This window comes from Streptomyces sp. T12, from assembly GCF_028736035.1.
GTDB lineage: Bacteria > Actinomycetota > Actinomycetes > Streptomycetales > Streptomycetaceae > Streptomyces.
Genome location: NZ_CP117866.1, coordinates 2188994 through 2214066, shown reverse-complemented (window position 1 = coordinate 2214066; position 25073 = coordinate 2188994). Strand labels below are relative to the sequence as shown.

19 protein-coding genes and 2 rRNA genes are annotated in these 25073 nt (G+C 69.8%); 16 read left to right on the top strand and 5 right to left on the bottom strand.

What is annotated here, in order from left to right:
* The first annotated feature begins 73 nt into the window (after positions 1–73).
* The 4 genes from PBV52_RS09790 to PBV52_RS09775 all read left to right on the top strand — a co-directional run bounded on the left by PBV52_RS09790 (position 74) and on the right by PBV52_RS09775 (position 5470).
* A 23S ribosomal RNA gene (locus PBV52_RS09790) occupies positions 74–3193 on the top strand.
* 106 nt (positions 3194–3299) lie between these two features.
* Positions 3300–3416, top strand: a 5S ribosomal RNA gene (gene rrf / locus PBV52_RS09785).
* Between the two features lie 183 nt (positions 3417–3599).
* The gene (locus tag PBV52_RS09780; protein WP_274250020.1) at positions 3600–4745 is read left to right on the top strand and encodes a hypothetical protein; all 1146 of its coding nucleotides are present in this window, start codon (positions 3600–3602) and stop codon (positions 4743–4745) included.
* Positions 4682–5470: a hypothetical protein gene (locus PBV52_RS09775; protein ID WP_274249345.1), complete on the top strand. Its 789-nt coding sequence runs from the start codon at positions 4682–4684 to the stop codon at positions 5468–5470. Before PBV52_RS09780 ends, PBV52_RS09775 begins: the two co-directional genes overlap by 64 nt.
* A 54-nt stretch (positions 5471–5524) precedes the next feature.
* Here the strand turns inward: PBV52_RS09775 and PBV52_RS09770 are convergent, their stop codons facing one another.
* Positions 5525–6817, bottom strand: a complete 1293-nt coding sequence (locus PBV52_RS09770; protein WP_274237909.1) for a DUF1015 domain-containing protein — start codon at positions 6815–6817, stop codon at positions 5525–5527.
* Positions 6818–6888: 71 nt separating this feature from the next.
* Between PBV52_RS09770 and PBV52_RS09765 the strand changes: the two genes are divergently transcribed.
* The 4 genes from PBV52_RS09765 (at position 6889) to PBV52_RS09750 (ending at position 11074) form a co-directional block, all read left to right on the top strand.
* The gene (locus PBV52_RS09765; protein ID WP_274237908.1) at positions 6889–7917 is read left to right on the top strand and encodes an HAD hydrolase-like protein; all 1029 of its coding nucleotides are present in this window, start codon (positions 6889–6891) and stop codon (positions 7915–7917) included.
* Between the two features lie 99 nt (positions 7918–8016).
* The gene (locus tag PBV52_RS09760; protein WP_274237907.1) at positions 8017–9060 is read left to right on the top strand and encodes an iron ABC transporter permease; all 1044 of its coding nucleotides are present in this window, start codon (positions 8017–8019) and stop codon (positions 9058–9060) included.
* Entirely contained in the window at positions 9057–10136 is a 1080-nt protein-coding gene (locus tag PBV52_RS09755) for an iron chelate uptake ABC transporter family permease subunit (protein ID WP_274237906.1), read from the top strand. The genes PBV52_RS09760 and PBV52_RS09755 overlap by 4 nt, the downstream gene beginning before the upstream one ends.
* On the top strand, positions 10133–11074 hold the full coding sequence (locus tag PBV52_RS09750) for an ABC transporter ATP-binding protein (RefSeq protein ID WP_274237905.1): 942 nt from the start codon (positions 10133–10135) through the stop codon (positions 11072–11074). Before PBV52_RS09755 ends, PBV52_RS09750 begins: the two co-directional genes overlap by 4 nt.
* Here PBV52_RS09750 and PBV52_RS09745 read toward each other — a convergent pair.
* A complete protein-coding gene (locus PBV52_RS09745; protein WP_274237904.1) occupies positions 11058–11405 on the bottom strand; it encodes a sterol-binding protein in 348 nt (115 codons plus the stop codon). The two genes, PBV52_RS09750 and PBV52_RS09745, sit on opposite strands and share 17 nt — an antisense overlap.
* Before the next feature lie 42 nt (positions 11406–11447).
* Between PBV52_RS09745 and PBV52_RS09740 the strand changes: the two genes are divergently transcribed.
* The 6 genes from PBV52_RS09740 to PBV52_RS09715 all read left to right on the top strand — a co-directional run bounded on the left by PBV52_RS09740 (position 11448) and on the right by PBV52_RS09715 (position 17009).
* Positions 11448–11792 (top strand): hypothetical protein, encoded by a 345-nt coding sequence (locus tag PBV52_RS09740; RefSeq protein WP_274237903.1) that lies wholly within the window; start codon positions 11448–11450, stop codon positions 11790–11792.
* 7 nt (positions 11793–11799) lie between these two features.
* A complete protein-coding gene (locus tag PBV52_RS09735; RefSeq protein ID WP_274237902.1) occupies positions 11800–12615 on the top strand; it encodes a TlyA family RNA methyltransferase in 816 nt (271 codons plus the stop codon).
* Positions 12612–13517: an NAD kinase gene (locus PBV52_RS09730; RefSeq protein WP_030054779.1), complete on the top strand. Its 906-nt coding sequence runs from the start codon at positions 12612–12614 to the stop codon at positions 13515–13517. The genes PBV52_RS09735 and PBV52_RS09730 overlap by 4 nt, the downstream gene beginning before the upstream one ends.
* 210 nt (positions 13518–13727) lie before the next feature.
* Entirely contained in the window at positions 13728–15446 is a 1719-nt protein-coding gene (recN, locus tag PBV52_RS09725) for a DNA repair protein RecN (RefSeq protein ID WP_274249344.1), read from the top strand.
* Between the two features lie 179 nt (positions 15447–15625).
* Positions 15626–15772: a hypothetical protein gene (locus PBV52_RS09720; RefSeq protein ID WP_274237901.1), complete on the top strand. Its 147-nt coding sequence runs from the start codon at positions 15626–15628 to the stop codon at positions 15770–15772.
* A gap of 100 nt (positions 15773–15872) precedes the next feature.
* Entirely contained in the window at positions 15873–17009 is a 1137-nt protein-coding gene (locus PBV52_RS09715; protein ID WP_274237900.1) for a glycosyltransferase family 4 protein, read from the top strand.
* Between the two features lie 51 nt (positions 17010–17060).
* On the opposite strand, the gene PBV52_RS09710 is transcribed toward PBV52_RS09715, so the two are convergent.
* Positions 17061–18725, bottom strand: coding sequence for a PucR family transcriptional regulator (locus tag PBV52_RS09710; RefSeq protein WP_274249343.1), 1665 nt, complete (start codon positions 18723–18725; stop codon positions 17061–17063).
* 218 nt (positions 18726–18943) lie between these two features.
* On the opposite strand from PBV52_RS09710, the gene PBV52_RS09705 reads away from it, so the two are divergent.
* Positions 18944–20449, top strand: a complete 1506-nt coding sequence (locus PBV52_RS09705; RefSeq protein ID WP_274237899.1) for an APC family permease — start codon at positions 18944–18946, stop codon at positions 20447–20449.
* Positions 20450–20459: 10 nt separating this feature from the next.
* Complete coding sequence (locus PBV52_RS09700) at positions 20460–21419, top strand: LLM class F420-dependent oxidoreductase (protein WP_274237898.1); 960 nt, start codon at positions 20460–20462, stop codon at positions 21417–21419.
* Here the strand turns inward: PBV52_RS09700 and PBV52_RS09695 are convergent.
* The gene (locus PBV52_RS09695; protein WP_274237897.1) at positions 21406–22788 is read right to left on the bottom strand and encodes an FAD-binding oxidoreductase; all 1383 of its coding nucleotides are present in this window, start codon (positions 22786–22788) and stop codon (positions 21406–21408) included. The genes PBV52_RS09700 and PBV52_RS09695 overlap by 14 nt on opposite strands.
* 114 nt (positions 22789–22902) lie before the next feature.
* A complete protein-coding gene (locus tag PBV52_RS09690) occupies positions 22903–24705 on the bottom strand; it encodes a glycoside hydrolase family 15 protein (RefSeq protein ID WP_274249342.1) in 1803 nt (600 codons plus the stop codon).
* Between the last annotated feature and the right edge of the window lie 368 nt (positions 24706–25073).

The following is a 25073-nucleotide window of genomic DNA, read 5'->3' as shown; positions in this document are numbered from 1 at the left end:
ACTTGCCTCAAGGGGCAGGGTGATGGGTGGTTGGTCGTTGTTTGAGAACTGCACAGTGGACGCGAGCATCTGTGGCCAAGTTTTTAAGGGCGCACGGTGGATGCCTTGGCACCAGGAACCGATGAAGGACGTGGGAGGCCACGATAGTCCCCGGGGAGTCGTCAACCAGGCTTTGATCCGGGGGTTTCCGAATGGGGAAACCCGGCAGTCGTCATGGGCTGTCACCCATACCTGAACACATAGGGTATGTGGAGGGAACGCGGGGAAGTGAAACATCTCAGTACCCGCAGGAAGAGAAAACAACCGTGATTCCGGGAGTAGTGGCGAGCGAAACTGGATGAGGCTAAACCGTATACGTGTGAGACCCGGCAGGGGTTGCGTATGCGGGGTTGTGGGATCTCTCTTTCACGGTCTGCCGGCCGTGAGACGAGTCAGAAACCGTTGATGTAGGCGAAGGACATGCGAAAGGTCCGGCGTAGAGGGTAAGACCCCCGTAGTCGAAACGTCAGCGGCTCGTTTGAGAGACACCCAAGTAGCACGGGGCCCGAGAAATCCCGTGTGAATCTGGCGGGACCACCCGCTAAGCCTAAATATTCCCTGGTGACCGATAGCGGATAGTACCGTGAGGGAATGGTGAAAAGTACCCCGGGAGGGGAGTGAAATAGTACCTGAAACCGTGTGCCTACAAGCCGTGGGAGCGTCGGAATGTGCTTGCACATTCTCGTGACTGCGTGCCTTTTGAAGAATGAGCCTGCGAGTTTGCGGTGTGTTGCGAGGTTAACCCGTGTGGGGAAGCCGTAGCGAAAGCGAGTCCGAATAGGGCGGTATAGTAGCGCGCTCAAGACCCGAAGCGGAGTGATCTAGCCATGGGCAGGTTGAAGCGGAGGTAAGACTTCGTGGAGGACCGAACCCACCAGGGTTGAAAACCTGGGGGATGACCTGTGGTTAGGGGTGAAAGGCCAATCAAACTCCGTGATAGCTGGTTCTCCCCGAAATGCATTTAGGTGCAGCGTCGTGTGTTTCTTGCCGGAGGTAGAGCACTGGATAGGCGATGGGCCCTACCGGGTTACTGACCTTAGCCAAACTCCGAATGCCGGTAAGTGAGAGCGCGGCAGTGAGACTGTGGGGGATAAGCTCCATGGTCGAGAGGGAAACAGCCCAGAGCATCGACTAAGGCCCCTAAGCGTACGCTAAGTGGGAAAGGATGTGGAGTCGCAGAGACAACCAGGAGGTTGGCTTAGAAGCAGCCACCCTTGAAAGAGTGCGTAATAGCTCACTGGTCTAGTGATTCCGCGCCGACAATGTAGCGGGGCTCAAGCGTACCGCCGAAGTCGTGTCATTGCGATATGTACCCCCAACGGGGATCGTGATGGGTAGGGGAGCGTCGTGTGCCGGGTGAAGCAGCACCGGAAGGTAGTTGTGGACGGTTCACGAGTGAGAATGCAGGCATGAGTAGCGATTCACACGTGAGAAACGTGTGCGCCGATTGACTAAGGGTTCCTGGGTCAAGCTGATCTGCCCAGGGTAAGTCGGGACCTAAGGCGAGGCCGACAGGCGTAGTCGATGGATAACCGGTTGATATTCCGGTACCCGCTGTGAAGCGTCAAACATCGAACCGGGCGATGCTAAGTCCGTGAAGCCGCCCCGGAGCCTTCGGGCAAAGGGGAGTGGTGGAGCCGACGAACCAGACCTGTAGTAGGTGAGTGATGGGGTGACGCAGGAAGGTAGTCCATCCCGGGCGGTGGTTGTCCCGGGGTAAGGGTGTAGGCCGAGTGGTAGGTAAATCCGCTGCTCATCAAGGCTGAGACCTGATGCCGAGCCGATTGTGGTGAAGTGGATGATCCTATGCTGTCGAGAAAAGCCTCTAGCGAGTTTCATGGCGGCCCGTACCCTAAACCGACTCAGGTGGTCAGGTAGAGAATACCGAGGCGTTCGGGTGAACTATGGTTAAGGAACTCGGCAAAATGCCCCCGTAACTTCGGGAGAAGGGGGGCCACGCTTGGTGAGAGGACTTGCTCCTCGAGCTGGGGGTGGCCGCAGAGACCAGCGAGAAGCGACTGTTTACTAAAAACACAGGTCCGTGCGAAGCCGTAAGGCGATGTATACGGACTGACGCCTGCCCGGTGCTGGAACGTTAAGGGGACCGGTTAGTCACTCTTCGGGGTGGCGAAGCTGAGAACTTAAGCGCCAGTAAACGGCGGTGGTAACTATAACCATCCTAAGGTAGCGAAATTCCTTGTCGGGTAAGTTCCGACCTGCACGAATGGCGTAACGACTTCTCGACTGTCTCAACCATAGGCCCGGTGAAATTGCACTACGAGTAAAGATGCTCGTTTCGCGCAGCAGGACGGAAAGACCCCGGGACCTTTACTACAGTTTGATATTGGTGTTCGGTTCGGCTTGTGTAGGATAGGTGGGAGACTTTGAAGCGGGCACGCCAGTGTTCGTGGAGTCGTCGTTGAAATACCACTCTGGTCGTGCTGGATGTCTAACCTGGGTCCGTGATCCGGATCAGGGACAGTGTCTGATGGGTAGTTTAACTGGGGCGGTTGCCTCCTAAAGAGTAACGGAGGCGCCCAAAGGTTCCCTCAGCCTGGTTGGCAATCAGGTGTTGAGTGTAAGTGCACAAGGGAGCTTGACTGTGAGACCGACGGGTCGAGCAGGGACGAAAGTCGGGACTAGTGATCCGGCGGTGGCTTGTGGAAGCGCCGTCGCTCAACGGATAAAAGGTACCCCGGGGATAACAGGCTGATCTTCCCCAAGAGTCCATATCGACGGGATGGTTTGGCACCTCGATGTCGGCTCGTCGCATCCTGGGGCTGGAGTCGGTCCCAAGGGTTGGGCTGTTCGCCCATTAAAGCGGTACGCGAGCTGGGTTTAGAACGTCGTGAGACAGTTCGGTCCCTATCCGCTGTGCGCGTAGGAGTCTTGAGAAGGGCTGTCCCTAGTACGAGAGGACCGGGACGGACGAACCTCTGGTGTGCCAGTTGTTCTGCCAAGGGCATGGCTGGTTGGCTACGTTCGGGAGGGATAACCGCTGAAAGCATCTAAGCGGGAAGCCTGCTTCGAGATGAGGACTCCCACCCACTTGATGGGGTAAGGCTCCCAGTAGACGACTGGGTTGATAGGCCGGATCTGGAAGCACGGTAACGTGTGGAGGTGACCGGTACTAATAGGCCGAGGGCTTGTCCTCAGTTGCTCGCGTCCACTGTGTTAGTTCTGAGGCAACGACCGTTGCCGGTTTTTTGAGTAGAACAGACAACAGAAGAGTGTGCTTGTTCGCTCGAAACCATTAGGGTTTCGGTGGTTATAGCGTGAGGGAAACGCCCGGTTACATTCCGAACCCGGAAGCTAAGCCTTACAGCGCCGATGGTACTGCAGGGGGGACCCTGTGGGAGAGTAGGACGCCGCCGAACAATCTTTGGAGGACCTCTGGTCCCAGCGTCAAGCTGGGACCAGAGGTCCTTTTTTGTTTTTCCGGAGCGCGCCGGGTAGCCGGCTGCGCGAGAATGACTTGCGGTACCGAAGACAGGAGTCACCGATGTCCACCAACTCTCCCGACGATCGACCGGAGCGCGACCAGCGGCGACGGGACAGTGGTGACCGCGGCGACCGTGGAGACCGTGGCGGTTTCCGCGGAGGCCGCGGTGGCCAGGGTGACCGCGGTGACCGTGGCGGTTTCCGTCGGGACGACCGGCGCGATGACAACCGCGGTGGTTCGGATCGCGGTGGCTATGGCCGCCGCGACGACAACCGCGGCGGACACGGTCGGCGTGACGACCGCCCGCGTGACGACCGCGGTGACCGTGGAGGTTTCCGTCGGGACGACAACCGGGGCGACAACCGGGGCGGTGGGTACGGCCGGCGTGACGATCGGCGTGAGGGCGACCGTGGCCCCCGTCCGGCATTCCAGCGAGACGACCGTGACCGTGGGCCGCGTCGGGACGATCGCGACCGTGACCGCGGCTTCCGTCGGGACGACCGCGGAGATCGTGGGGACCGTCCCTCCTTCCGCCGTGATGACCGCGGAGATCGTGGGGACCGTCCCTCTTTCCGCCGTGACGATCGCGGCGAGCGGCGCGAAGGCGACCGTGGTGGGTTCCGACGCGACGACAACCGGGGCGGCGGGTACGGCCGTCGGGACGAACGCCGGGGCGATGAGCGCGGCGACCGCGGCGACCGCGGCGGTTTCCGTCGGGACGACCGGCGGGACGACCGGCGGGACGACAACCGTGGTGGTGCCGATCGTGGTGGCTACGGTCGCCGTGACGACCGCAGGGACGACCGCGACCGGGGCTTCCGTAGTGACGACCGGGACCGCGGCTTCCGTCGGGACGACCGTGGGGACCGCGGAGGCGAGCGTCCGCCGTTCCGGCGTGACGACCGTGGAGACCGTGGGGACCGTCCCTCGTTCCGTCGTGACGACCGAGGAGAGCGCCCGCCCTTCCGTCGTGACGACCGTGGGGAGCGCCGGGACGGCGACCGTGGTGGTTTCCGTCGGGACGACAGCCGGGGCGAGCGCGGTGGGTTCCGTGGCCGTGACGACCGTGGCGGACGCGGCGGCCCTCGGCGTGACGATCGTGGCGGCCGTCCCGGAGGCTTCCGGGGACGCGACGACCGGCGCGGCGGTGACAGCCGATTCCGTGACGACCGGGATCGGGACCGCGAGCCGATCAAGCGGCTGCCGATCCCGGAGGACGTTACGGGCGACGAGATCGATCAGGACGTACGACAGGAGCTGTTGAGCCTGCCGAAGACGCTCGCGGAGGACGTCGCCAAGAACCTGGTGATGGTCGCGCGGCTCATCGACGAGGACCCCGAGGGCGCTTACGGCTACTCCAGGGTGGCCCTGCGGCTGGCGTCGCGTGTCGCGGCCGTACGTGAGGCGGCCGGGTTCGCGGCGTACGCGAACCAGAAGTACGCCGAGGCGCTCGCTGAGTTCCGGGCCGCGCGGCGGATGACCGGGACCGTGGATCTGTGGCCGCTCATGGCTGACTGCGAGCGTGGGCTCGGGCGGCCGGAGAAGGCGCTGGACATGGCCGGGGCGCCCGAGGTGCACAAGCTGGACAAGGCCGGGCAGGTCGAGATGCGGCTCGTCGCGGCCGGCGCCCGGCGTGACCTGGGGCAGCTGGACGCGGCCATCGTGACGCTGCAGAGCCCCGAGCTCGCCTCCAACGCCGTACAGCCGTGGACCGCGCGGCTGCGGTACGCGTATGCCGATGCGTTGCTCGCGGCCGGGCGGCAGGGTGAGGCGCGGGAGTGGTTCGCCAAGGCCGTCGAGGCCGACAAGGACGGCAGCACCGATGCCTCCGACCGGCTCGCCGAGTTGGACGGTGTCGAGTTCGTCGACGCCTTCGACGAGAGCGAGGGCGAGAACGACGGGGAAAGCGAGAGCGAGACCGAGACCGAGACCGAGGGGCACGGCGGTCAGCAGGCTCCGGGCGGGCCCGATGAGGGCCGCGAGGAGTGAGTGGCGCGTGAGGTGAAGGGCGGGATCCCGGGCTGGGGTCCCGCCCTTCGGCGTTCAGAGGTCCAGGGCGCGTAGGACCAGGCCCGAGGCCGGTTTCGGGCCGAAGGACGTCGACTTGCGGGGCATGGTGACGCCCTGGCGGGCGAGGTCGCGTACGACGTCCTCGCGGACGGGGTGCATGAGGACGGCCGTACCGCCGTCGCGTTCCGCCTTGTCGACGGTGGCGGCGGTGTCGTGGATGTAGGCGATGCGGGTGGGGTCGTCCTCGGGGATGTGCCAGATCTCGGCCAGGAGCGTGGCGTGCAGGACCGTTGCGTCCAGGGTGCGCCAGGCGGCCGGGCGGTCGGTGGGGACCGTGCGGGCGAGGAGGGCCGGCTCCGGGTGGTCGACGAGGTGGAAGGCGCCGTCTCCGGCGAGGAGGAAGGCGTTGCCTGCGCAGGCCGCGTCGGCCAAAGCCTCCAGCGCCCCGGACAGGGGGACTTCGAGGCGGCGTACGCGGAACAGGCCGGCGAGGGCGGCGAGGGCCTCCGGCACCGGCAGGCCGTGCAGGAGACGGTGGATGGCGCGGACGCGGAGGGGGTAGCGGGCCGTGTCCACGAGGAGGACCAGGCCGTAGTCCCAGGCGCTGGGTGAGGGGTGCTCCGCGCGTAGACGGCGATACGTCGCCCAGCGGTGGTGGCCGTCGGCGATCAGGGCCTGGTGGCGCGTCAGGTCTGACTGGACGCGGGCCAGGTCGGCGGGGTCGGTGATCGACCACAGGCGGTGGCTGAAGCCGTCCTCCGTGGTGGTCGAGAGGAGCGGCGGGCACTCGATCGTGCGCTCGATGACGGCGGTCGCGTCGGCCGCCGTGCCGTTGCCGCGGTAGGTCAGGAGCAGGGGCTCGAGGTTCGCCGAGGTGGCGCGCATCAGGGCCGCTCGGTCGGCGACGACGTGTGGCATGACGTCCTCGTGCGGCAGGACCAGGCCCTCCGACGGCTCCGTGACACGCAGGGCGCCGATGATGCCGCGCTGCAGCATGCCGTCGCCGTCGTGCTGTTCGTAGACGTAGAGGCCGGGCTCGGGGTCGGCCGTCAGTACGCCCTCGGACAGCCAGCGGCGCAGGGTCTTGGCGGCCTGTTCGTTGCGGGCGCCCGCGGTGTCGGCCTGGGGGAGGATCAGGCGGACGATGTTGTACGGGTCCGCGTCCTGGAGGTGGTGCAGGCCGTCGGGGCGGACGACGACGTCGTACGGAGGGGATGTCACGGCGGCCAGGCTGCCGACCCGGTCGGGGTCGTAGCGAAGGCCCCGGAACGGGGTGAGTTCTAGGCCTCGGCGCGCCGTTGCTTCCGGGTGACCTGCTGTGTTCATCCCGGCATCGTACGGGTGTCAGTGGCATGGGGGATGATCGGGGAAAGCCGTCGAACGAGGAGCGATGCGGAATGAGCCAGAGCGTCAGGACGAGGCCCGAGGGCAGTGGCCAGGCCCTGAGCGAGGCGTACGACACGGCGCTGCTCGACCTCGACGGTGTGGTGTACGCGGGGGGCCACGCGATCGTGCATGCCGTCGAGTCGCTGGCCGTGGCCCGGGCGGGCGGGATGCATCTGGCGTATGTCACGAACAACGCCCTGCGGACGCCGGATGCCGTGGCCGTCCATCTGACGGAGCTGGGGATACCCACGGGGGCGGACGATGTCATCACCTCGGCGCAGGCGGTCGCGCGGCTGATCAGTGAGCAGGTGCCGCCCGGCGCCCGGGTGCTGGTGATCGGCGGGGAGGGGCTGCGGGTGGCGCTGCGGGAGCGCGGGCTGGAGCCGGTGGAGTCGGCGGACGACGATCCGGCGGCGGTCGTGCAGGGGTACGGCGGGCCGGAGTTGCCGTGGGGGCGGTTCGCGGAGGCCTCTTACGCCGTCGCGCGTGGGGTGCCCTGGTTCGCGTCCAACACCGACCTGACGATTCCGAGCGGACGTGGGATCGCGCCGGGCAACGGGGCGGCGGTGGAGGTCGTACGGATAGCCACCGGCGCCGCACCGCAGGTGGCGGGCAAGCCGTTGCCTCCCATGCACCGGGAGACGATCCTGCGGACGGGTGCAGAGCGGCCGCTGGTGGTCGGGGACCGGCTGGACACGGACATCGAGGGCGCTTTCAACGGGGGCGTCGACTCGCTGCTCGTCCTGACCGGGGTGACCGATGGCGCGCAGTTGCTCGCCGCGCCGCCGCAGCACCGGCCGACTTATGTCGATGCGGATCTGCGGGGGTTGCTCACCGGGCAGCCGGAGGTAGTGGTGGACGGGGGCGGCTTCCGGTGTGGTGGTTGGACGGCCACTGCCGGGGCGGAGCGGCTGGAACTCGACGGTGACGGTGCGGGCTTGGACGGGCTGCGGGCGTTGTGCGCGGCGGCCTGGACGGCGGCTGGTGAGGGTGTGTGCGAGCTGGAAGCGGGGAAGGCGTTGGCGCGGCTGGGGTTGTGAGCCGCCGCACTGCAGCGGAGCGAAGGCGGGCGCGGGCGCGCGGGCGCCGGGCGAGCAGCGGGATCGTGGCTGAATAGCAGGGTAGGCTAACCTAACTGCGTGTTGGTCGACAGTCCTCCCGAACAGCGCGCGGACTCCGTGTCCGCGCCGCCAACCCGACGGGTGCTACGTGCCGTTGGGCTGCTCGTCTCTGTCCTGATTCTGGTGGTCGTCGCGATGGCGAGCATCGCGATCGGGGCGAAACAGCTGTCCATGGGGGAGGTCTGGCACGGCTTGTTCGCGAGCTCGGGGACCTACGGCGACGTCGTGGTCGAGGACCGGATCTCGCGCACCGTGCTCGGACTGCTTGCAGGCGCCGCCCTCGGTCTCGCCGGGGCCGTGCTCCAGGCGCTCACCCGCAACCCGCTCGCCGATCCCGGTCTGCTCGGCATCAACGCGGGCGCGTCCGCCGCGGTCGTCACCGCCATCACCTTCTTCGGCATCACGAGCCTGAGCGGCTACGTCTGGTTCGCCTTCCTCGGCGCGGCCGTGGTCGGGGCGATGGTCTGGTTCCTCGGCGGCAGCCGGGGTGCCACGCCGGTACGGCTCGCGCTCGCCGGTACGGCGATCAGCGCCGCGCTCTACGGCTATCTCCAGGCCGTGATGATCATGGACGACGCGGCGCTCAACAAGATGCGCTTCTGGACGGTCGGTTCACTGTCCTCGGCGACGGACTCCACCATCAAGCAGGTGCTGCCGTTCCTCGTCGTCGGCATGGTCCTCGCGCTCGCCCTCGCCCGGCCCCTGAACGCCATGGAGATGGGCGACGACACCGCCAGGGCCCTCGGCGCCAACCTGAACCGCACCCGGGTGCTGTCGATGCTCGCCGCGACCGTGCTGTGCGGGGCCGCGACAGCGGCCTGCGGGCCGATCGTGTTCGTCGGTCTGATGGTGCCGCACGTCGTACGGTCCTTCACCGGCCCCGACCTGCGCTGGATCCTGCCGTACGCGGCCGTCCTGTCGCCCGTGCTGCTGCTCGGCGCCGACGTCCTCGGCCGGATCGTCGCCCGGCCCTCCGAACTCCAGGTCGGCATCGTCACCGCGATCCTCGGCGGACCGGTCTTCATCTTTCTCGTACGACGGCGGAGGACGGCCCAACTGTGAAGACCGCAGTGAAGGAAGCGAAGTCCGCAGGGCGGACCAGCCGTTCCCGCCGTGCCGTGCGGACCCCGGGCGGGCTCTCCGTCCGGCTGGACGTCAGGGCGCTGACCGTCGTCGTCCTGTTGCTGCTCGCCGCGCTCGCCGCGAGCGTCGTGCTGATCGGCACTGGAGACTTCCCGATCTCGGCGGGCGACGTGCTCAAGACGCTGGTCGGCGACGGCAACGCGGGGCAGGAGTTCATCGTCAACGACCTGCGGCTGCCCAGGGTCCTGGTCGGGCTCCTGGTCGGTGCCTCGCTCGGCCTCGGCGGTGCGCTGTTCCAGGCGCTGTCCCGCAACCCGCTGGGCAGCCCGGACATCCTCGGTCTCGGACAGGGGGCCACGGCCGGGGCACTCGTGGTGATCGTCCTGCTCTCCGGGGATGCCACGCAGGTCACCGTCGGCGCACTGGTCGGCGGACTCGCCACCGGGCTCGCCATCTATCTGCTCGCCTGGAAGCGGGGTGTGCACGGTTATCGACTGGTTCTGGTCGGTATCGGTATGTCCGCGATCATGACGGCGGTCAACGGCTACCTGCTGACCAAGGCCGACCTGGTCGACGCGGCCCGCGCGGTCGTGTGGATGACCGGCTCCCTCAGCGGCCGGGACTGGGCCCAGGTCTGGCCGCTGCTCGCGCTGTGCGCCGTCCTCGTGCCGCTCGTCCTCGCCAATGCGCGTGGGCTGCGGATGATGGAGATGGGCGACGACGTCTCGTACGCCCTGGGGGTGCGCGTCGAACGCGTACGGCTGCTGCTGATGCTGGCCGCCGTGCTGCTCACCGCGGCCGCAACCGCCGCCGCCGGTCCCGTCAGCTTCGTGGCGCTCACCGCCCCGCAGCTCGCCCGGCGCCTGACCCGCTCGCCCGGGCCGAACCTGCTGCCCTCCCTGTGCATGGGCGCCACCCTCCTCGTCACCGCCGACTGGGTCTCCCAGCGGGTCTTCGGAGCCGACCAGATGCCCGTGGGCGTGGTCACGGGCGTGCTCGGCGGCGTATATCTGCTGTGGCTGCTGGTCACCGAGCGCAAGGCGGGCCGGATATGAGCGCGGGCAGCAACAGCAGCGCGAGCCTCAGCAGCGGGCCGAACAACGGGCTGAACAACCGAAGGAGCACTGTGAACCGCCTGTCCGCCGACAACGTCACCCTCGCCTACGACCAGCGGGTCATCGCCGAGCAGCTGTCGGTGGAGATACCCGACAACTCCTTCACCGTGATCGTCGGCCCGAACGCGTGCGGCAAGTCCACGCTGCTGCGGGCGCTGTCGCGGATGCTCAAGCCCAGCCAGGGCCGGGTGCTGCTGGACGGGCAGGTCATCCAGTCGATGCCGGCGAAGAAGGTCGCGCGCACGCTGGGTCTGCTGCCGCAGTCCTCGATCGCGCCCGACGGGATCACCGTCGCCGACCTGGTGGGGCGCGGCCGCTACCCGCACCAGGGGATCCTGCGCCAGTGGTCGACCGAGGACGAGCGGGTCGTACAGGAGTCGATGGAGCAGACCGGGGTGGCCGAACTGGCCGATCGCTATGTCGACGAATTGTCGGGCGGTCAGCGCCAGCGCGTGTGGATCGCCATGGCGCTGGCGCAGCAGACGCCGCTGCTGCTGCTCGACGAGCCGACGACCTACCTCGACATCCAGCACCAGATCGACGTCCTCGACCTGTGTGCCGAACTCCACGAGGAGCAGGGGCGCACGCTGGTGGCCGTGTTGCACGACCTCAACCACGCCGCCCGGTACGCCACGCATCTCATCGCGCTGCGCGGCGGGCAGATCATCGCCGAGGGTGCGCCGAACGACATCGTCACGGCCGAGCTGGTCGAGGAGGTCTTCGGGCTGCGCTGCCAGGTCATCGACGACCCGGAGACGGGGACGCCGCTGGTGGTGCCGGCGGCGCGGCAGGCGCGGGCCGGGGACAAGGCCGACCTCAAGAAGGCTGAGGCCGAGAAGGCCGACACCAAGAAGGTGGCCGCTACAGAAGCTTCCTGAGCACCAGCAGGTCGCGCACGCCCGCGTGCAGCCTCACCCGGCCCGAGCCCCAGGCTTTGGCGAAGTGCATCTCGCCGTCGACCAGGGCGACGAGGTCGTCGCCGCTCATGCTGAGTCTGATCTGGGCCTTCTCACGGGGCGGGCCCTGGAACGTGTCGTGGACATGGATCCGGCCGCCCGCCATGCGGCCGGCGAACGTGACGTCCAGGTCGGTGATGTGGCAGCTGACCGAGCGGTCCAGGGTCGCGGCCGTGCGGACGTCCCCTTCGGCACGCTGCATGTTGTCCGAGAGCTTTTCGAGTGCGGCGCGGCACTCCTCAATCGTGGCCATCACGATCGACGGTACCCCAGCGGTTCGGGGTAGCGTCTGGGCATGAGCGACACGGTTCCGGAGACGGAGATCCCGCAGGAGGAGGGCGCAGCGGAAGTGGCCGAGGCGGAAGTGGCCGCGGTGGCCGCCGCTGAGCCGGCCGGGCTCGCGGGCGAACCCACGTACGACCCCGCCGCCCCCGCCCCGCTGAACGTCCCCCGCACCCCCACCGGCAACGCCGACGTCGACGCCCAGCTGGAGCGGCTCGGTGATACCGACCACCTCGCCACGGACGGACACGTCGAGGTGTACGAGGATGTACACCGGGGGCTGCGCGACGCGCTCACCGCGCTCGACGCCCGCCCGGGACCTCCGGCGCCCCCGTCGATGCCTGGGATGAGGAGCTGAACCGAACGTGGCAGGAGTCGCACGCCGCCGTCTCGACGCGGAGCTGGTCCGCCGGAAGCTGGCGCGCTCGCGCGAGCACGCCAGCCAGCTGATCGCCGCCGGGCGGGTCTCCGTCGGCAAGACCGTCGCGACCAAGCCGGCCACGCAGGTGGAGACCGCGGCGGCGATCGTCGTCGCGTCCGACGGCAGCGATCCCGAGTACGTGTCGCGGGGCGGGCACAAGCTCGCGGGCGCGCTGGAGGCCTTCGTACCCCAGGGGCTCGTGGTGGAAGGGCGCCGGGCGCTGGACGCCGGCGCGTCCACCGGCGGTTTCACCGACGTACTGCTGCGGTCGGGTGCCGCCCATGTCGTCGCCGTCGACGTCGGATACGGACAACTCGCCTGGACTCTCCAGAGTGATGAACGCGTCACCGTCAAGGACCGTACGAACGTACGCGAGTTGACGCTCGAAGCGATCGATGGGGAGCCAGTGGATCTTGTCGTGGGGGATCTGTCCTTCATCCCGCTCGGACTGGTGCTGCCCGCCCTGGTGCGGTGCGTGAAGCCGGACGCGGACCTGGTGATGATGGTCAAGCCGCAGTTCGAGGTGGGGAAGGAACGGCTGGGCAGCGGCGGGGTCGTCCGCAGCTCCCAGCTGCGGGCCGAGGCCGTGCGCGGCGTGGCCGAGAAGGCGTGGGAACTCGGGCTCGGGGTGAAGGGGGTCACGGCCAGTCCGTTGCCCGGACCCTCGGGGAATGTCGAGTACTTTCTGTGGCTGCGTGCCGGGGCGCCCGCCCTGGACCCGGCCGACGTTGACCGTGCAGTTGCGGAGGGGCCGCGTTGACACAGAACCGAGCTCGTACTGTCTTTCTGCTCGCCCACACGGGGCGGCCCGCGGCCATTCGCAGCGCCGAGCTGGTGGTCAAGGGACTGCTGCGGTCGGGGATCGGCGTGCGGGTGCTGGAGTACGAGGCGGCCGACCTGCCGCTGCCGCCCGAGGTGGGTCTCGTCAAGGAGGCGACTCCGCAGTGCCTCGACGGGTGTGAGCTGCTGATAGTGCTGGGCGGTGACGGGACGCTGCTGCGGGGCGCCGAGTTCGCGCGGGCGTCCGGCGTGCCGATGCTGGGCGTCAACCTCGGGCGCGTCGGGTTCCTCGCGGAGGCCGAGCGGGACGATCTCGACAAGGTTGTCGACCGGGTCGTGACCAAGGCCTACGAGGTCGAGGAGCGGATGACCGTCGACGTCGTCGTGCATCAGAACGGCGACATCGTGCATACCGACTGGGCGCTGAACGAGGCCGCCGTGCAGAAGGCCGGTGCCGAGAAGCTGCTCGAGGTCGTGCTGGAGATCGACGGGCGGCCGGTGACGGGGTTCGGGTGCGACGGCATCGTGCTGTCCACGCCGACCGGGTCCACGGCCTATGCCTTCTCCGCGGGCGGGCCTGTGGTGTGGCCGGAGGTCGAGGCGCTGTTGATGGTGCCGATCTCGGCGCACGCGCTGTTTGCCAAGCCGCTGGTGACGTCGCCGGATTCTGTGCTGGCTGTGGAGGTTCTGCCGCATATCCCGCCGGGGGTGTTGTGGTGTGACGGGCGGCGGACGGTGGAGTTGCCGCCCGGGGCGCGGGTTGAGGTGCGGCGGGGGGCTGTGCCGGTGCGGCTGGCTCGGCTGCATCACGCGTCGTTCACCGACCGGCTCGTGGCGAAGTTTGCGTTGCCGGTTTCTGGATGGCGAGGGGCGCCGCATTAGCCGACTCGCCGTGGTGTGGGGGAGTGCGTCGGCGGCTGCGGGTCCGTCGTGGCTTGTCGCGCAGTTCCCCGCGCCCCTTGCGGTGTTGCACTCGCCTGGGTGACATGTGCTGCCGATACACATTCGTCACCTGCACCTTCACATCACGGACCCGGGGGCCGTCGCACTCCCCGCCCCCGACCTCGTAAGGTCGTGTCCGTGTTGGAGGAGATGCGGATACGGTCGCTCGGGGTCATCGACGATGCGGTCGTCGAGCTGTCGCCTGGATTCACCGCTGTCACGGGTGAGACGGGTGCCGGCAAGACCATGGTGGTCACCAGCCTGGGGCTGTTGCTCGGTGGGCGGGCGGACCCGGCGCTTGTGCGGATCGGGGCCGAGAAGGCGGTCGTCGAGGGGCGGATCGCCGTGCCTCCGGGCGCGCCGGTCGTCGTACGGGTCGAGGAGGCCGGGGCCGAGCTCGACGACGGGGCGTTGCTGATCAGCCGTACCGTTTCCGCCGAGGGGCGGTCGCGGGCGCATCTCGGGGGGCGCAGTGTGCCCGTGGGGATGCTGGCCGAGCTCGCCGACGAGCTGGTGGCCGTGCACGGGCAGACCGATCAGCAGGGGTTGCTGAAGCTGGCCCGGCAGCGGCAGGCGCTCGACCGGTACGCGGGGGATTCCGTCGCTGTGCCGCTCGCCAAGTACACCGAGGCCTATCGCCGACTGCGGGCCGTCTCCGTCGAGCTGGACGAGATCGTCACGCGCGCGCGTGAGCGGGCTCAGGAAGCCGACCTGCTGCGGTTCGGGCTCGACGAGATCGCGGGTGTCGAGCCGCGGGCCGGCGAGGACGTGGAGCTCGCGGAGGAAGCCGAGCGGCTGGGGCACGCGGAGGCGCTGTCGTCGGCCGCCACGGCCGCTCACGCCGCGCTGGCCGGCAATCCCGAGGACCCCGAGGGCATCGACGCGTCGACGCTGGTCGCCGGTGCGCAGCGGGCCCTGGACGCCGTGCGGTCGCACGACCCGGCGCTGGCCGCGCTGGCAGAGCGGCTCGGCGAGATCGGGATCCTGCTGGGCGATGTCGCCGGGGAGTTGGCGGGGTACGCCGATGATCTGGACGCGGACCCGTTGCGGCTCGCGGCCGTCGAGGAGCGCCGGGCCGCGCTGAACGGGCTCACGCGGAAGTACGGCGAGAACATCGCCTCCGTGCTCGCCTGGGCCGAAGAGAGCGCGGCGCGGCTGACCGAACTGGACAGCGACGACGAGCGGATCGACGAGCTGACCGCCGAACGGGACGCGCTGCGGGCCGAGCTGGGCGGGTTGGCGCAGGCGTTGACCGATGCGCGGACGGAGGCCGCCGAGCGGTTCGCCGCCGCCGTGACGGCGGAGCTGGCCTCGCTCGCCATGCCGCACGCGCGCGTGTCCTTCGACATCCGGCAGACCGAGGACCCGGAGGGTGTCGAGGTCGGCGGTCGTGCGGTCGCCTACGGGCCGTCCGGTGTGGACGAGGTCGAGCTGCTGCTCGCGCCGCATCCGGGAGCGCCGCCCCGGCCCATCGCCAAGGGCGCGTCCGGCGGTGAGCTCTCGCGCGTGATGCTCGCCGTCGAGGTCGTGTTCGCGGGGACCGATCCCGTGCCGACGTATCTCTTCGACGAGGTCGACGCCGGCGTCGGTGGCAAGGCGGCCGTGGAGATCGGGCGGAGGTTGGCCCGGCTGGCGAAGAGCGCGCAGGTCGTCGTGGTCACCCACCTGCCGCAGGTCGCCGCCTTCGCGGACCGGCAGTTGCTCGTCGAGAAGACCAACGACGGGTCGGTCACCCGGTCCGGGGTGAAGGTGCTGGAGGGCGAGGAGCGGGTCCGGGAGCTGTCCCGGATGCTCGCCGGGCAGGAGGACTCGGAGACCGCGCGGGCGCACGCGGAGGAGCTGCTGGCGACGGCTCGGGCGGACATGTAGCGCGAGCACCGGCGGAGCGGGCCGTGCGTCGTCGAGGCGCACGGCCGTGTCGCTCAGGCTCAGGGGGTTCGTTCTCTCTACTGTCTCGCGCGCCGAGCCGTCTGCCGGGACTGTCCCGCCGTGTTGCGCAACTGCCTTGCCGACGCGTGGAGGATGCCCTGGGAAACCGCATCCTCCCCATGCTCCACGTGCGCATGTTCGGCCACACCTCCCACCCCGCCTCACTCGTGCAGGTGACTCGCCCCGCCGCGTTGCCCGGCGTCTGCGCCGCCTTCGGCCTCCCGCCGTTCCCGGAACGCCCGTACGGCCTGGCATCCTTGGCGTAAACATGTCGTACGCGTAGGGATCCTCGCGGTGCACCCCCTCCGCCCGATCCTTCTGTACGTTCTTCGTGACCGCCCGACCCGAACCAGGAGCCCCGGCCACGTGACCCCCGTGAGCAGCCACTCACCGCACGGCCAGTCGTCGCTGCGCACCGTGCAGGTGCTGGGCGGCGGCAACGCCGGCAGCAGCGCGCATGTGCGATCGCTGGCCTCGGGGCTGGTCGCGCGGGGCGTGCGGGTCACCGTGTGCGCCCCGGTCGAGGCCGATCGTGCCTACGACTTCACCGGGGCCGGCGCCGAGCACGTACACGTGCCACGCAGCAGTGATCCCGCGTCCGTGGCAGCTCTGCGGGCCGCGTGCGCCGACGCCGACCTGGTGCACGCGCACGGGCTGCACGCCTCCTTCCGTGCCGTGCTCGCGCTCAGCGGGCGGCGTACTCCGCTCGTCGTCACCTGGCACGACCGGGCGCATGCCGAGGGGGCCCGCGCGCATCTCGTACGGCTGTTGGAGCGGCGGGTCGTCAAGGCCGCCTCCGTCGTGCTCGGGACCACCTCGGCGCTCGTGGACCGGGCCCGCCGGACCGGTGCGCGAGACGCACGCCTCGGCGCCGTCGCGATGCCCGGGCCGCGCCGTGTCGCCGAGCTGGACGATCCCGACCGGCTGCGGCCCAAGGTCAGGGCCGAACTCGGGGCCACCGGGCGCCCGTTGCTGATCGCCGTCGGCTCGCTGGAGCGGCATCGCGGGTACGACGTGCTGCTGGACGCCTCGCGCGCGTGGCTGCGGCTCGATCCCGTGCCGTTGGTCGTGATCGCGGGGGAGGGGGCGCTGCGGGCCGCGCTGCAGCGCCGGATCGAGGACGAGGGGCTGCCCGTACGGCTCATCGGGCGACGCGACGACGTCTCCGAGCTGCTAGCCGCCGCCGACATCGCGCTCCTGCCGAGCAGTTGGGAGTCACGGTCCGTCCTCGCCCAGGAGGCCCTGCACGCGCGCGTGCCGCTCGTCGCCACCGAGGTCGGTGGCGTGCCGGAACTCGTCGGCGACGCGGCGGAACTCGTCCCGTACGGCGACCCGGAGGCGCTCGCCGACGCCGTCGTACGGCTGCTCGGCGATCCCGAGCGCCGGGAGCTGCTCAAGGAGCGGGGCGGGCGGCAGGTGACGACCTGGCCGACCGAGGACGAGACCGTTGCCCAAGTGCTCAGCGTGTACGACGAGTTGACGCAGCCGCAGCCCATGATCTAGACGCCGACGGCATCACTGCCCGTCTCTCCCTCTCCCTCCGCCTCTCCCTCTCTACCCTGCGTGCCTTCGCGCCCGTAGCGCCAGGCTCAACGCCAGCACCGTCTGGGGGTCGTCGAGGTCGGTGCCGAGCAACTCGCCGATGCGGGCGAGGCGGTTGTAGAGCGTCTGCCGGTTGAGGTGCAGCTCGCGGGCCGTCTCCGCCTTGCGGCCCGCGTGCGCCAAGTACGTCTCCAGGGTGGGCAGCAGGGGTGGCCGGGAGCGGTTGTCGTGGTCGCGGAGCGGGCCGATCGCGCGGTCCACGAAGGCCGCGAGGTCCGGGTGGTCGCGCAGCCGCCACAGCAGCAGGTCGATGTCCAGGCGCCGGGCGTCGTACCAGGGGCGGTCGGAAAGGCCCTGCGCCGCCGTCGCCGTCTCCGCCGCGTGCCTGAGGCCCGCCGAGGCGGCCGCCCAGCTGCCCGCGACGCCGACGACCACGACCGGCGGCTGCGCGCCCGGCCGCTGGAACCCGGCCCGCTCGACACCCGCGCGCAGCGCCGCCGCGACCCGGTCCGCGACCGCCGACCGCTCCGACTCCGCACGCAGGCCCAGCAGCAGGGGGACGCGGCCTTCGACCGGGCGTACGCCCAGCAGGACCGGAACTCCTACGGACGCCAGCTCCTCCCCGACCGCGCGCGCCAGTACCGCCCAGCCGCCGCCGGGGGACAGCGCGTCCCCCAGCCGCATCACGACCGGCAGCAGCGGGCTGTCACCCGGCTTGAAGCCCAGTACGCGCGCCTGTGCCGGGGCGTCCTCGGCGGCGACACGGCCCTCCGCGAGGTCGGTCAGGAAGTCGCCGCGACCGCGTGCCGCCAGCTCCTCCTCCTGGCGTGCCTGCATCAGCACCACGGCCAGGATGCCCGCGGCCCGCTCGGTGGCGATCCGGTGCACGGGCGCGAGAGGGCCCCGCACGGGCAGGAGCGCGAGACGGGCCCGGACCGAACCCGTCCCCGGGCCGCCCCCCGGCACATCCACCAGCACCGACCCGGCGGGCGGCGGCGCGTCCTTGTGCTGCCCCCGCAGCCCCTCCCACACCTGCAACGGATCCGCGCCCTCGGGGCCGGCCCCGGCGGCGTACAGCAGCCTGCCGTCCGTCGTCTCCAGGAAGACCGGGTTGCCGCTGAAGTCGGCCAGGATGCCGAGCACTTGGGGCACACCGCCGCCGCCGAGCAGTGCTTCCGTGCACCGGCGGTGCACCTCCTCCGCCCGTTGCAGCAGCGCGTAGTGGCCGTTGACGATCTCGGTGTGGATCTCCTCGGTGACCGTCACGAAGGGCACCTCGCGATGCAGCTGGACCAGCGGCAGACCGGCCGTACGTGCCGTGTCGACCAGCGCGGCGGGCAGGCGCGTGAAGCGCGGGCCCAGCTCGATGACGAGGGCCGCGATGCCGCGCTCGGCCAGGGTGCGCACGAACGCGCGCTGGTCGGCCGGACGGGTGCCGAGGCCGTAGCCCGTGGTCAGCAGCAGCTCCCCGCCCTTCAGCAGGGAGGCGATGTGGGGCACCTCGCCCGCGTGCACCCAGCGCACGGTCCGCCCCAGCCGGTCGGCGCCCGCGATGACCTCGGGGAGCCCGCTGCGCAGGCCTGGCAGCTCCAGCGCCCGCCGCACGGTGATCCCGGCGCCGTGAGTGCCGAATCCGCTGTCCGTACCGCCCGTGCCGCTGTCCGTACCGCTGTCCATGTGCCGGACGCTACCCGCGGTCATGCTTCCACGACATATCCGGACCGTTACGGAGACGATCAACGGCCGTCTGCGCCCGACAAAGCGTCGCGCCCGGCGGATTGCCGGACCGCCTGTCTGTTGTGGCGTGCGTCACGACACCGCCACACTGACACATCCGAAGCGAAGTGCCCCTTCACCTTCGGATTTCGTTGCGAAAGCACGTCGAGAGGGACGGAATGACGGAAACACCCGCGCGTGAGGTACACCGGCTCAAGGCGAATTCCGTGGGCCTGACGGGCGTCGTCTTCATGGCGGTCGCCACCGCCGCGCCGATCACCGCGATGACCGGCAACCTGCCCATCGCGGTCGGCTTCGGCAACGGCACGGGCGCGCCCGCCGGCTACCTCTTCGCCACGCTCGTGCTGACGGTGTTCTCCGTCGGATACGTCGCCATGGCCCGCCGTATCACCGCCGCCGGCGCCTTCTACGGCTACATCTCGCACGGCCTCGGCCGGATCACCGGCATGGCCTCGGGGATGCTCGCCGTGCTGGCGTACATCGTCTTCGAGGCGTCCATCGTGGGCGTCTTCTCGTACTTCGCGCAGACGACGGTCCACGACCAGCTCGGCGTCGACCTTCCCTGGATCCTGTACGCCGCCGCCATGCTGCTCGTCACCGCGGTCCTGGCGTACTTCGACATCAACCTCACCGCGAAGGCCCTCGGCGTGATGCTGATCGCCGAGATCGCGGTCCTGTTCGTGGTCGCCACGGCCGTGCTGCTGAACGGCGGCGGCCCCGACGGCATCCCCGTCGAGCCCGTCAACCCCAAGAACGCCTTCACCGGAGCCTCCGCCGGTCTCGGCCTGTTCTTCGCGTTCTGGTCGTGGGTCGGCTTCGAGTCGACGGCGATGTACGGCGAGGAGTCCCGCGACCCCAAGCGCGTCATCCCGCGCGCGACGCTGATCTCCGTCATCGGGGTCGGGATCTTCTACATCTACGTGTCCTGGATGACCATCGCCGGCAACGGACTCAAGGCCTCCGTCGAGATCTCCGCCGGCACCAGCCCGCTCGACCTGTTCTTCGACCCGGCGCACTCCTACCTCGGCGCCTGGGCGGTCGACGCGTTCCAGTGGCTGCTGATCACCGGGTCGTTCGCCTGCGGGATGGCCTTCCACCAGTGTGCGGCCCGCTATCTGTACGCCATCGGCCGCGAGGGCTTCCTGCACCCCGCGCTCGGCCGTACGCACGCCCGGCACGGGTCGCCGTACATCGCCTCCATCGTGCAGTCGGTCATCGCGGTCGGGCTCGTCGGCGCCTTCTGGCTGACCGGGCAGGACCCGTACATCCACCTGTACACACTGCTGGCGATCCTCGGCACGATGGCGATCCTCATCGTGCAGACCCTGTGCTCCTTCGCGGTCATCGGCTACTTCCGCAAGAACCACCCCGAGGACCGCCACTGGTTCCGCACGCTCACCGCCCCGCTGCTCGGCGGCATCGGCATGATCGCGGTCGTGGGGCTGCTGGTGACCAACCTGGACACCGCGGCCGGTACGGCCGCCGACTCGCTGTTCTTCAAGGCCATCCCGTGGATCGTGGGGCTGGTCTTCTTCGGCGGTCTCGGGCTCGGTTGGTATCTGAAGGTGCGGCGGCCGGAGCGGTACGACATCATCGGCCGGATCGTGCTGGAGGACTCGGCTGAGCGAACGCAAACCCCGGTTGGGGCGCCTACTGCGGGGTAGCGGCGTCGGCATGGACTTCAGCGTGGTTGCCGTGGCACGGGAGGACGACAGTCCGGTCGAGGAGCCGTTGCGGGTGGCGGTGGTCGCCGATCGGCTCGGGTACCGCGAGGTGTGGGCGGGGGAGGGGCCGACCTGGGACTCCTTCGTCCTCGCCGCGGCGATCGGGCGGGCCACCGAGCGGGTCGCGTTGACGGCCGGTCCCGTGGCGGTGTCGGTGCGTGAGCCGTTCGGCATCGCGCGGGGTGCCGCCTCGGTCGCCGCCGTCACCGGGCGGCCGGTCGGGGTGGCGCTGGGGACCTCCAGCAAGCGGGTGGTCGAGGGCGTGCACGGGGTGCCGCGGGTGCGGCCCGCGGCGGCGATGGAGGCCTCGGCGGCAGCCCTGCGCGTCTTCCTGCACGGCAAGCCCGGCGAGCCGGTCGTCCCCGGCAGCGCCTTCCCGCGCCGCCTCCCGCCTCCCGGCGGCCCGCTCACCGTGGCGGCGTTCGGCGACCGCGCGATCGCCACGGCGGTAGCGCACTCCGACCGTATGCTGCTCGACCTCGTCTCGCCGGAACAGGTCCGCCTGCTGCGGGCCAAGCTCGAAGCGGCCGCCGAGCGCGCGGGCCGTACGTCGCCGCCGACCCTGGCTGCCTGGCTGCCGGCCGCCGTCGACCCGGACCCGGAGTCCCTTGCGCAGGTCCTGCGGAGCATCGCCGGGTACCTGACGGTGCCGGGCTACAGCGACATGTTCGAGGCGGCCGGCTTCGGGGAGGCCGTCGAACTGGCCCGTACCGGTGCCGATCCCGGCGCGCTGGTCCGGGCGCTGCCCGCCGCGGCGGCCGACGTGGTCGGGCTGGTGGGGGACCTGGACGCCGTACGCGCGCGTGTCGAGGAGTACGCCGAGGCAGGCCTCGACGAGATCGCCCTCGTCCCGGCGACCGCGGGTGATCCGGGTGGGGAGCGGACGCTGACGGCGCTCAGGCCGGCCTGATGTTGTGGTTGAACCGGAAGACGTTGTCCGGGTCGTACCGCCGCTTCAGCTCCGCCAGCCGCCGGGTGTTCTCGGCGCCGAGCCCCGCCACCACACGCTCCGCGCCCTCGTCGCCGATGAAATTGAGGTAGACGGCGCCGGTGCTCCACGGCCGGACGTCGGCGCGGAGGTCCCGGACCCACTGGATGCCCTGTTCGTCGTCGGCCGGGTCCGCCCAGAGGCCGAAGGGGTGCACCGACCAGGCCGCGTCCCGGTAGGGCACGGGGTACTCGGCGGGACCGGTGGCGATCGCACCGCCCAGCGGGAACAGCACGTGCTGGGAGTTGGACGGCACGGGCATGGAGTCCGCGCGGGCGCAGAAGACGTCGACGAGGTCGTCGGGCAGGCTCGCCAGGTACTCGGCCGACCAGTAGTTCCGCAGCCCGGGCGGATCGTCGAGCATGCACTGGAAGTCGGCGTACGGGATCCCGGTCACGATCTCCGCCGCGTGCGGCAGCGCCAGCAGTGGCTCGGCGAGCTTGCGGATGTCCTCCTCGGGCCCGGCGTACGCCAGCAGCGCACCGCACAGCAGCGTCCCGACCAGGTGCGGTGGTACGAACTCCGCGGGCGGGCCGGTGAGGTACAGGACGCCGCCGCCCGCCTCCACCGGAGCGACAGCGATGAGCTCGCGATAGGTGCGGATGACTTCGGGGCCGAACTCGGGGAGGTACATCAGCAGCGCGATGGAGAAGTCGGGCAGCTCGTGCAGCTTCAGAGTGAGCGCGGTGGCGATGCCGAAGTTCCCGCCGCCGCCGTGCAGGCCCCAGAACAGCTCGGGGTTCTCGTCGGCGTTCGCGTGGATCTTCGTGCCCTCGGCGGTGACCAGCTCGACGCCGAGAAGGTTGTCGGCGGCCAGCCCGCAGGAGCGCTCCAGCCAGCCGCTGCCGCCGCCCAGCACGAAGCCGCCGACGCCGGTGGTCGAGGCACGGCCACCGGTCGTGGCGAGTCCGTACGGCTGCGTGGCGCGGTCCAGGTCGCTGATCGTGGCGCCGCCCGCGATCCGCGCCGCCTCGGCCGCGGGGTGGACGGTGACGGCGCGCATATGGCGTAGGTCGACGACAAGGCCGTTGTCGTTCAGCGCCATGCCCGCGACGCTGTGCCCGCCGCCGCGCACCGCGATGTTGAGATCCAGCTCCCGGCCGAACCGCACGGCCCGCACCACGTCGTCCTCGTCCACGCACTGCGCGATCACCGCGGGCCGCCGGTCGATCATGGCGTTGAAGACGACCCGGACGTCGTCGTAACCGAAATCCCCCGGGGCGAACACATCACCCGAGAGATCCTCGCGCAGCGCGGCGAGGGCCGCGCCCGCCTTCGAGTGGGAAGCCATGGCAGCCCCCTTCCGAACAGGGGCAATCGCTGGCTTCCAGGCTAGGCGGGCGCGTTCCGTCCGTCCTGTTGGGCGTGTTGGGCGGCGATACGGCGGGCCTTTCCGCAGGCCCTGTCAGCCGCCGTACGCGCCGGACGCCGTCAGCCGCAGGGCGGTGTCGATCAGCGGAACGTGGCTGAAGGCCTGTGGGAAGTTGCCGACCTGGCGCTGCAGGCGCGGGTCCCACTCCTCGGCCAGCAGACCGAGGTCGTTGCGCAGCGACAGCAGCTTCTCGAACAGCTTGCGGGCCTCGTCGACGCGGCCGATCATCGCCAGGTCGTCGGCCATCCAGAACGAGCAGGCCAGGAAGGCGCCCTCGTCGCCGGGGAGCCCGTCGACGCCCTCGTCGTCGCCCTGCGTCGGGTAGCGCAGGATGAAGCCGTCCTCGGTGGACAGCTCACGCTGGATCGCCTCGATGGTGCCGATGACGCGCTTGTCGTCGGGCGGCAGGAAGCCCATCTGCGGGATCAGCAGCAGGGAGGCGTCCAGCTCCTTCGAGCCGTACGACTGCGTGAAGGTGTTGCGCTCCTTGTCGTAACCCTTCTCACACACGTCCCGGTGGATGTCGTCGCGCAGCTCGCGCCAGCGCTCCAGCGGGCCGTCGGCGTCGCCGGACTCGATGAGCTTGATCGTGCGGTCGACGGCGACCCAGGCCATGACCTTGGAGTGCACGAAGTGCCGGCGCGGACCGCGCACCTCCCAGATGCCCTCGTCCGGCTGGTCCCAGTGGTCCTCGAGGTAGCGGATCAGCTTGAGCTGGAGCAGCGAGGCGTAGTCGCTGCGGGCCAGGCCGGTCATGTGGGCCAGGTGCAGGGCCTCGGTGACCTCGCCGTACACGTCCAGCTGGAGCTGGTGCGCGGCGCCGTTGCCGACCCGGACCGGCGCGGAGCTCTCGTAGCCGGGCAGCCAGTCCAGCTCGGCCTCGCCGAGCTCGCGCTCGCCCGCGATGCCGTACATGATCTGCAGGTTCTCCGGGTCGCCCGCGACCGCCCTGAGCAGCCACTCGCGCCAGGCACGGGCCTCCTCGCGGTAGCCGGTGCGCAGCAGCGAGGACAGGGTGATCGCCGCGTCGCGCAGCCAGGTGTAGCGGTAGTCCCAGTTGCGGACGCCGCCGATCTCCTCCGGCAGGGAGGTGGTGGGCGCGGCGACGATGCCGCCGGTGGGGGCGTACGTCAGCGCCTTCAGCGTGATCAGCGAGCGGATCACGGCCTCGCGGTAGGGCCCGTGGTACGTGCAGTGCTCGACCCACTCCCGCCAGAAGTCCTCCGTCGCCTCCAGCGACTGCTCCGGCTCCGGCAGCGGCGGCGGCTCCTTGTGCGAGGCCTGCCAGGAGATCGTGAACGCGAAGCGGTCGCCCGGTCCGACCGTGAAGTCGGAGTACGTCGTCAGCGACTTGCCGTACGTCTCGCGGTCGGTGTCGAACCACACCGAGTCCGGGCCCGCCACGGCCACGGTGCGCCCCTCGTGCTTGTGCACCCACGGCACGATCCGGCCGTACGAGAAACGCATCCTGAGCGCCGAGCGCATCGGCACCCGGCCCGAGACGCCCTCCACGATCCGGATCAGCTGGGGCGCGCCGTCACGCGGGGGCATGAAGTCGATCACCCGGACCGTGCCGCGCGGCGTGTCCCACTCGGACTCCAGGATCAGGGAGTCGCCGCGGTAGCTTCTGCGGGCCGCGGTGGGCGGTTCGGCGTCGGAGGCGTGGGCGGGACCGAGCCGCCAGAAGCCGTGTTCCTCGGTGCCCAGCAGGCCGGCGAAGATGGCATGCGAGTCGAAGCGGGGCAGGCACAGCCAGTCCACTGTGCCGTCCCGGCAGACCAGCGCTGCGGTCTGCATGTCTCCGATGAGTGCGTAGTCTTCGATGCGCCCGGCCACGTGCAACTCCAGTCGAACGGCCACGTCACCCCCTCTTCTGGCAAGGGGGCTCTCGCTAGTGCGGTCAAGGGGTGGGTTTTGTAATGCGTCGTTGAGCGGTGAAGCAAAGCAGTCGTCTCGGCCGTGAGGCAAAACGACAGTCTCTTCTCAACAATCTCTGCTCAACGAACTGACGAGCTCTCGTTGTTCCGGTGGTTACGGGCGAGGGGTGGTGCCGTGTTGCCGGCCGGGCTCGGCAGCGAATGTCCGAGCAGGATACGACGCACGTAGATGATCTGCGTGCCGCTCCGGGCAACCTGGGTCGGCCGAACGGGTGAGCAACGGGTGAGAAACCGGGGCGCCTGTGCAGGTTCGTGGTGACTCGTGTG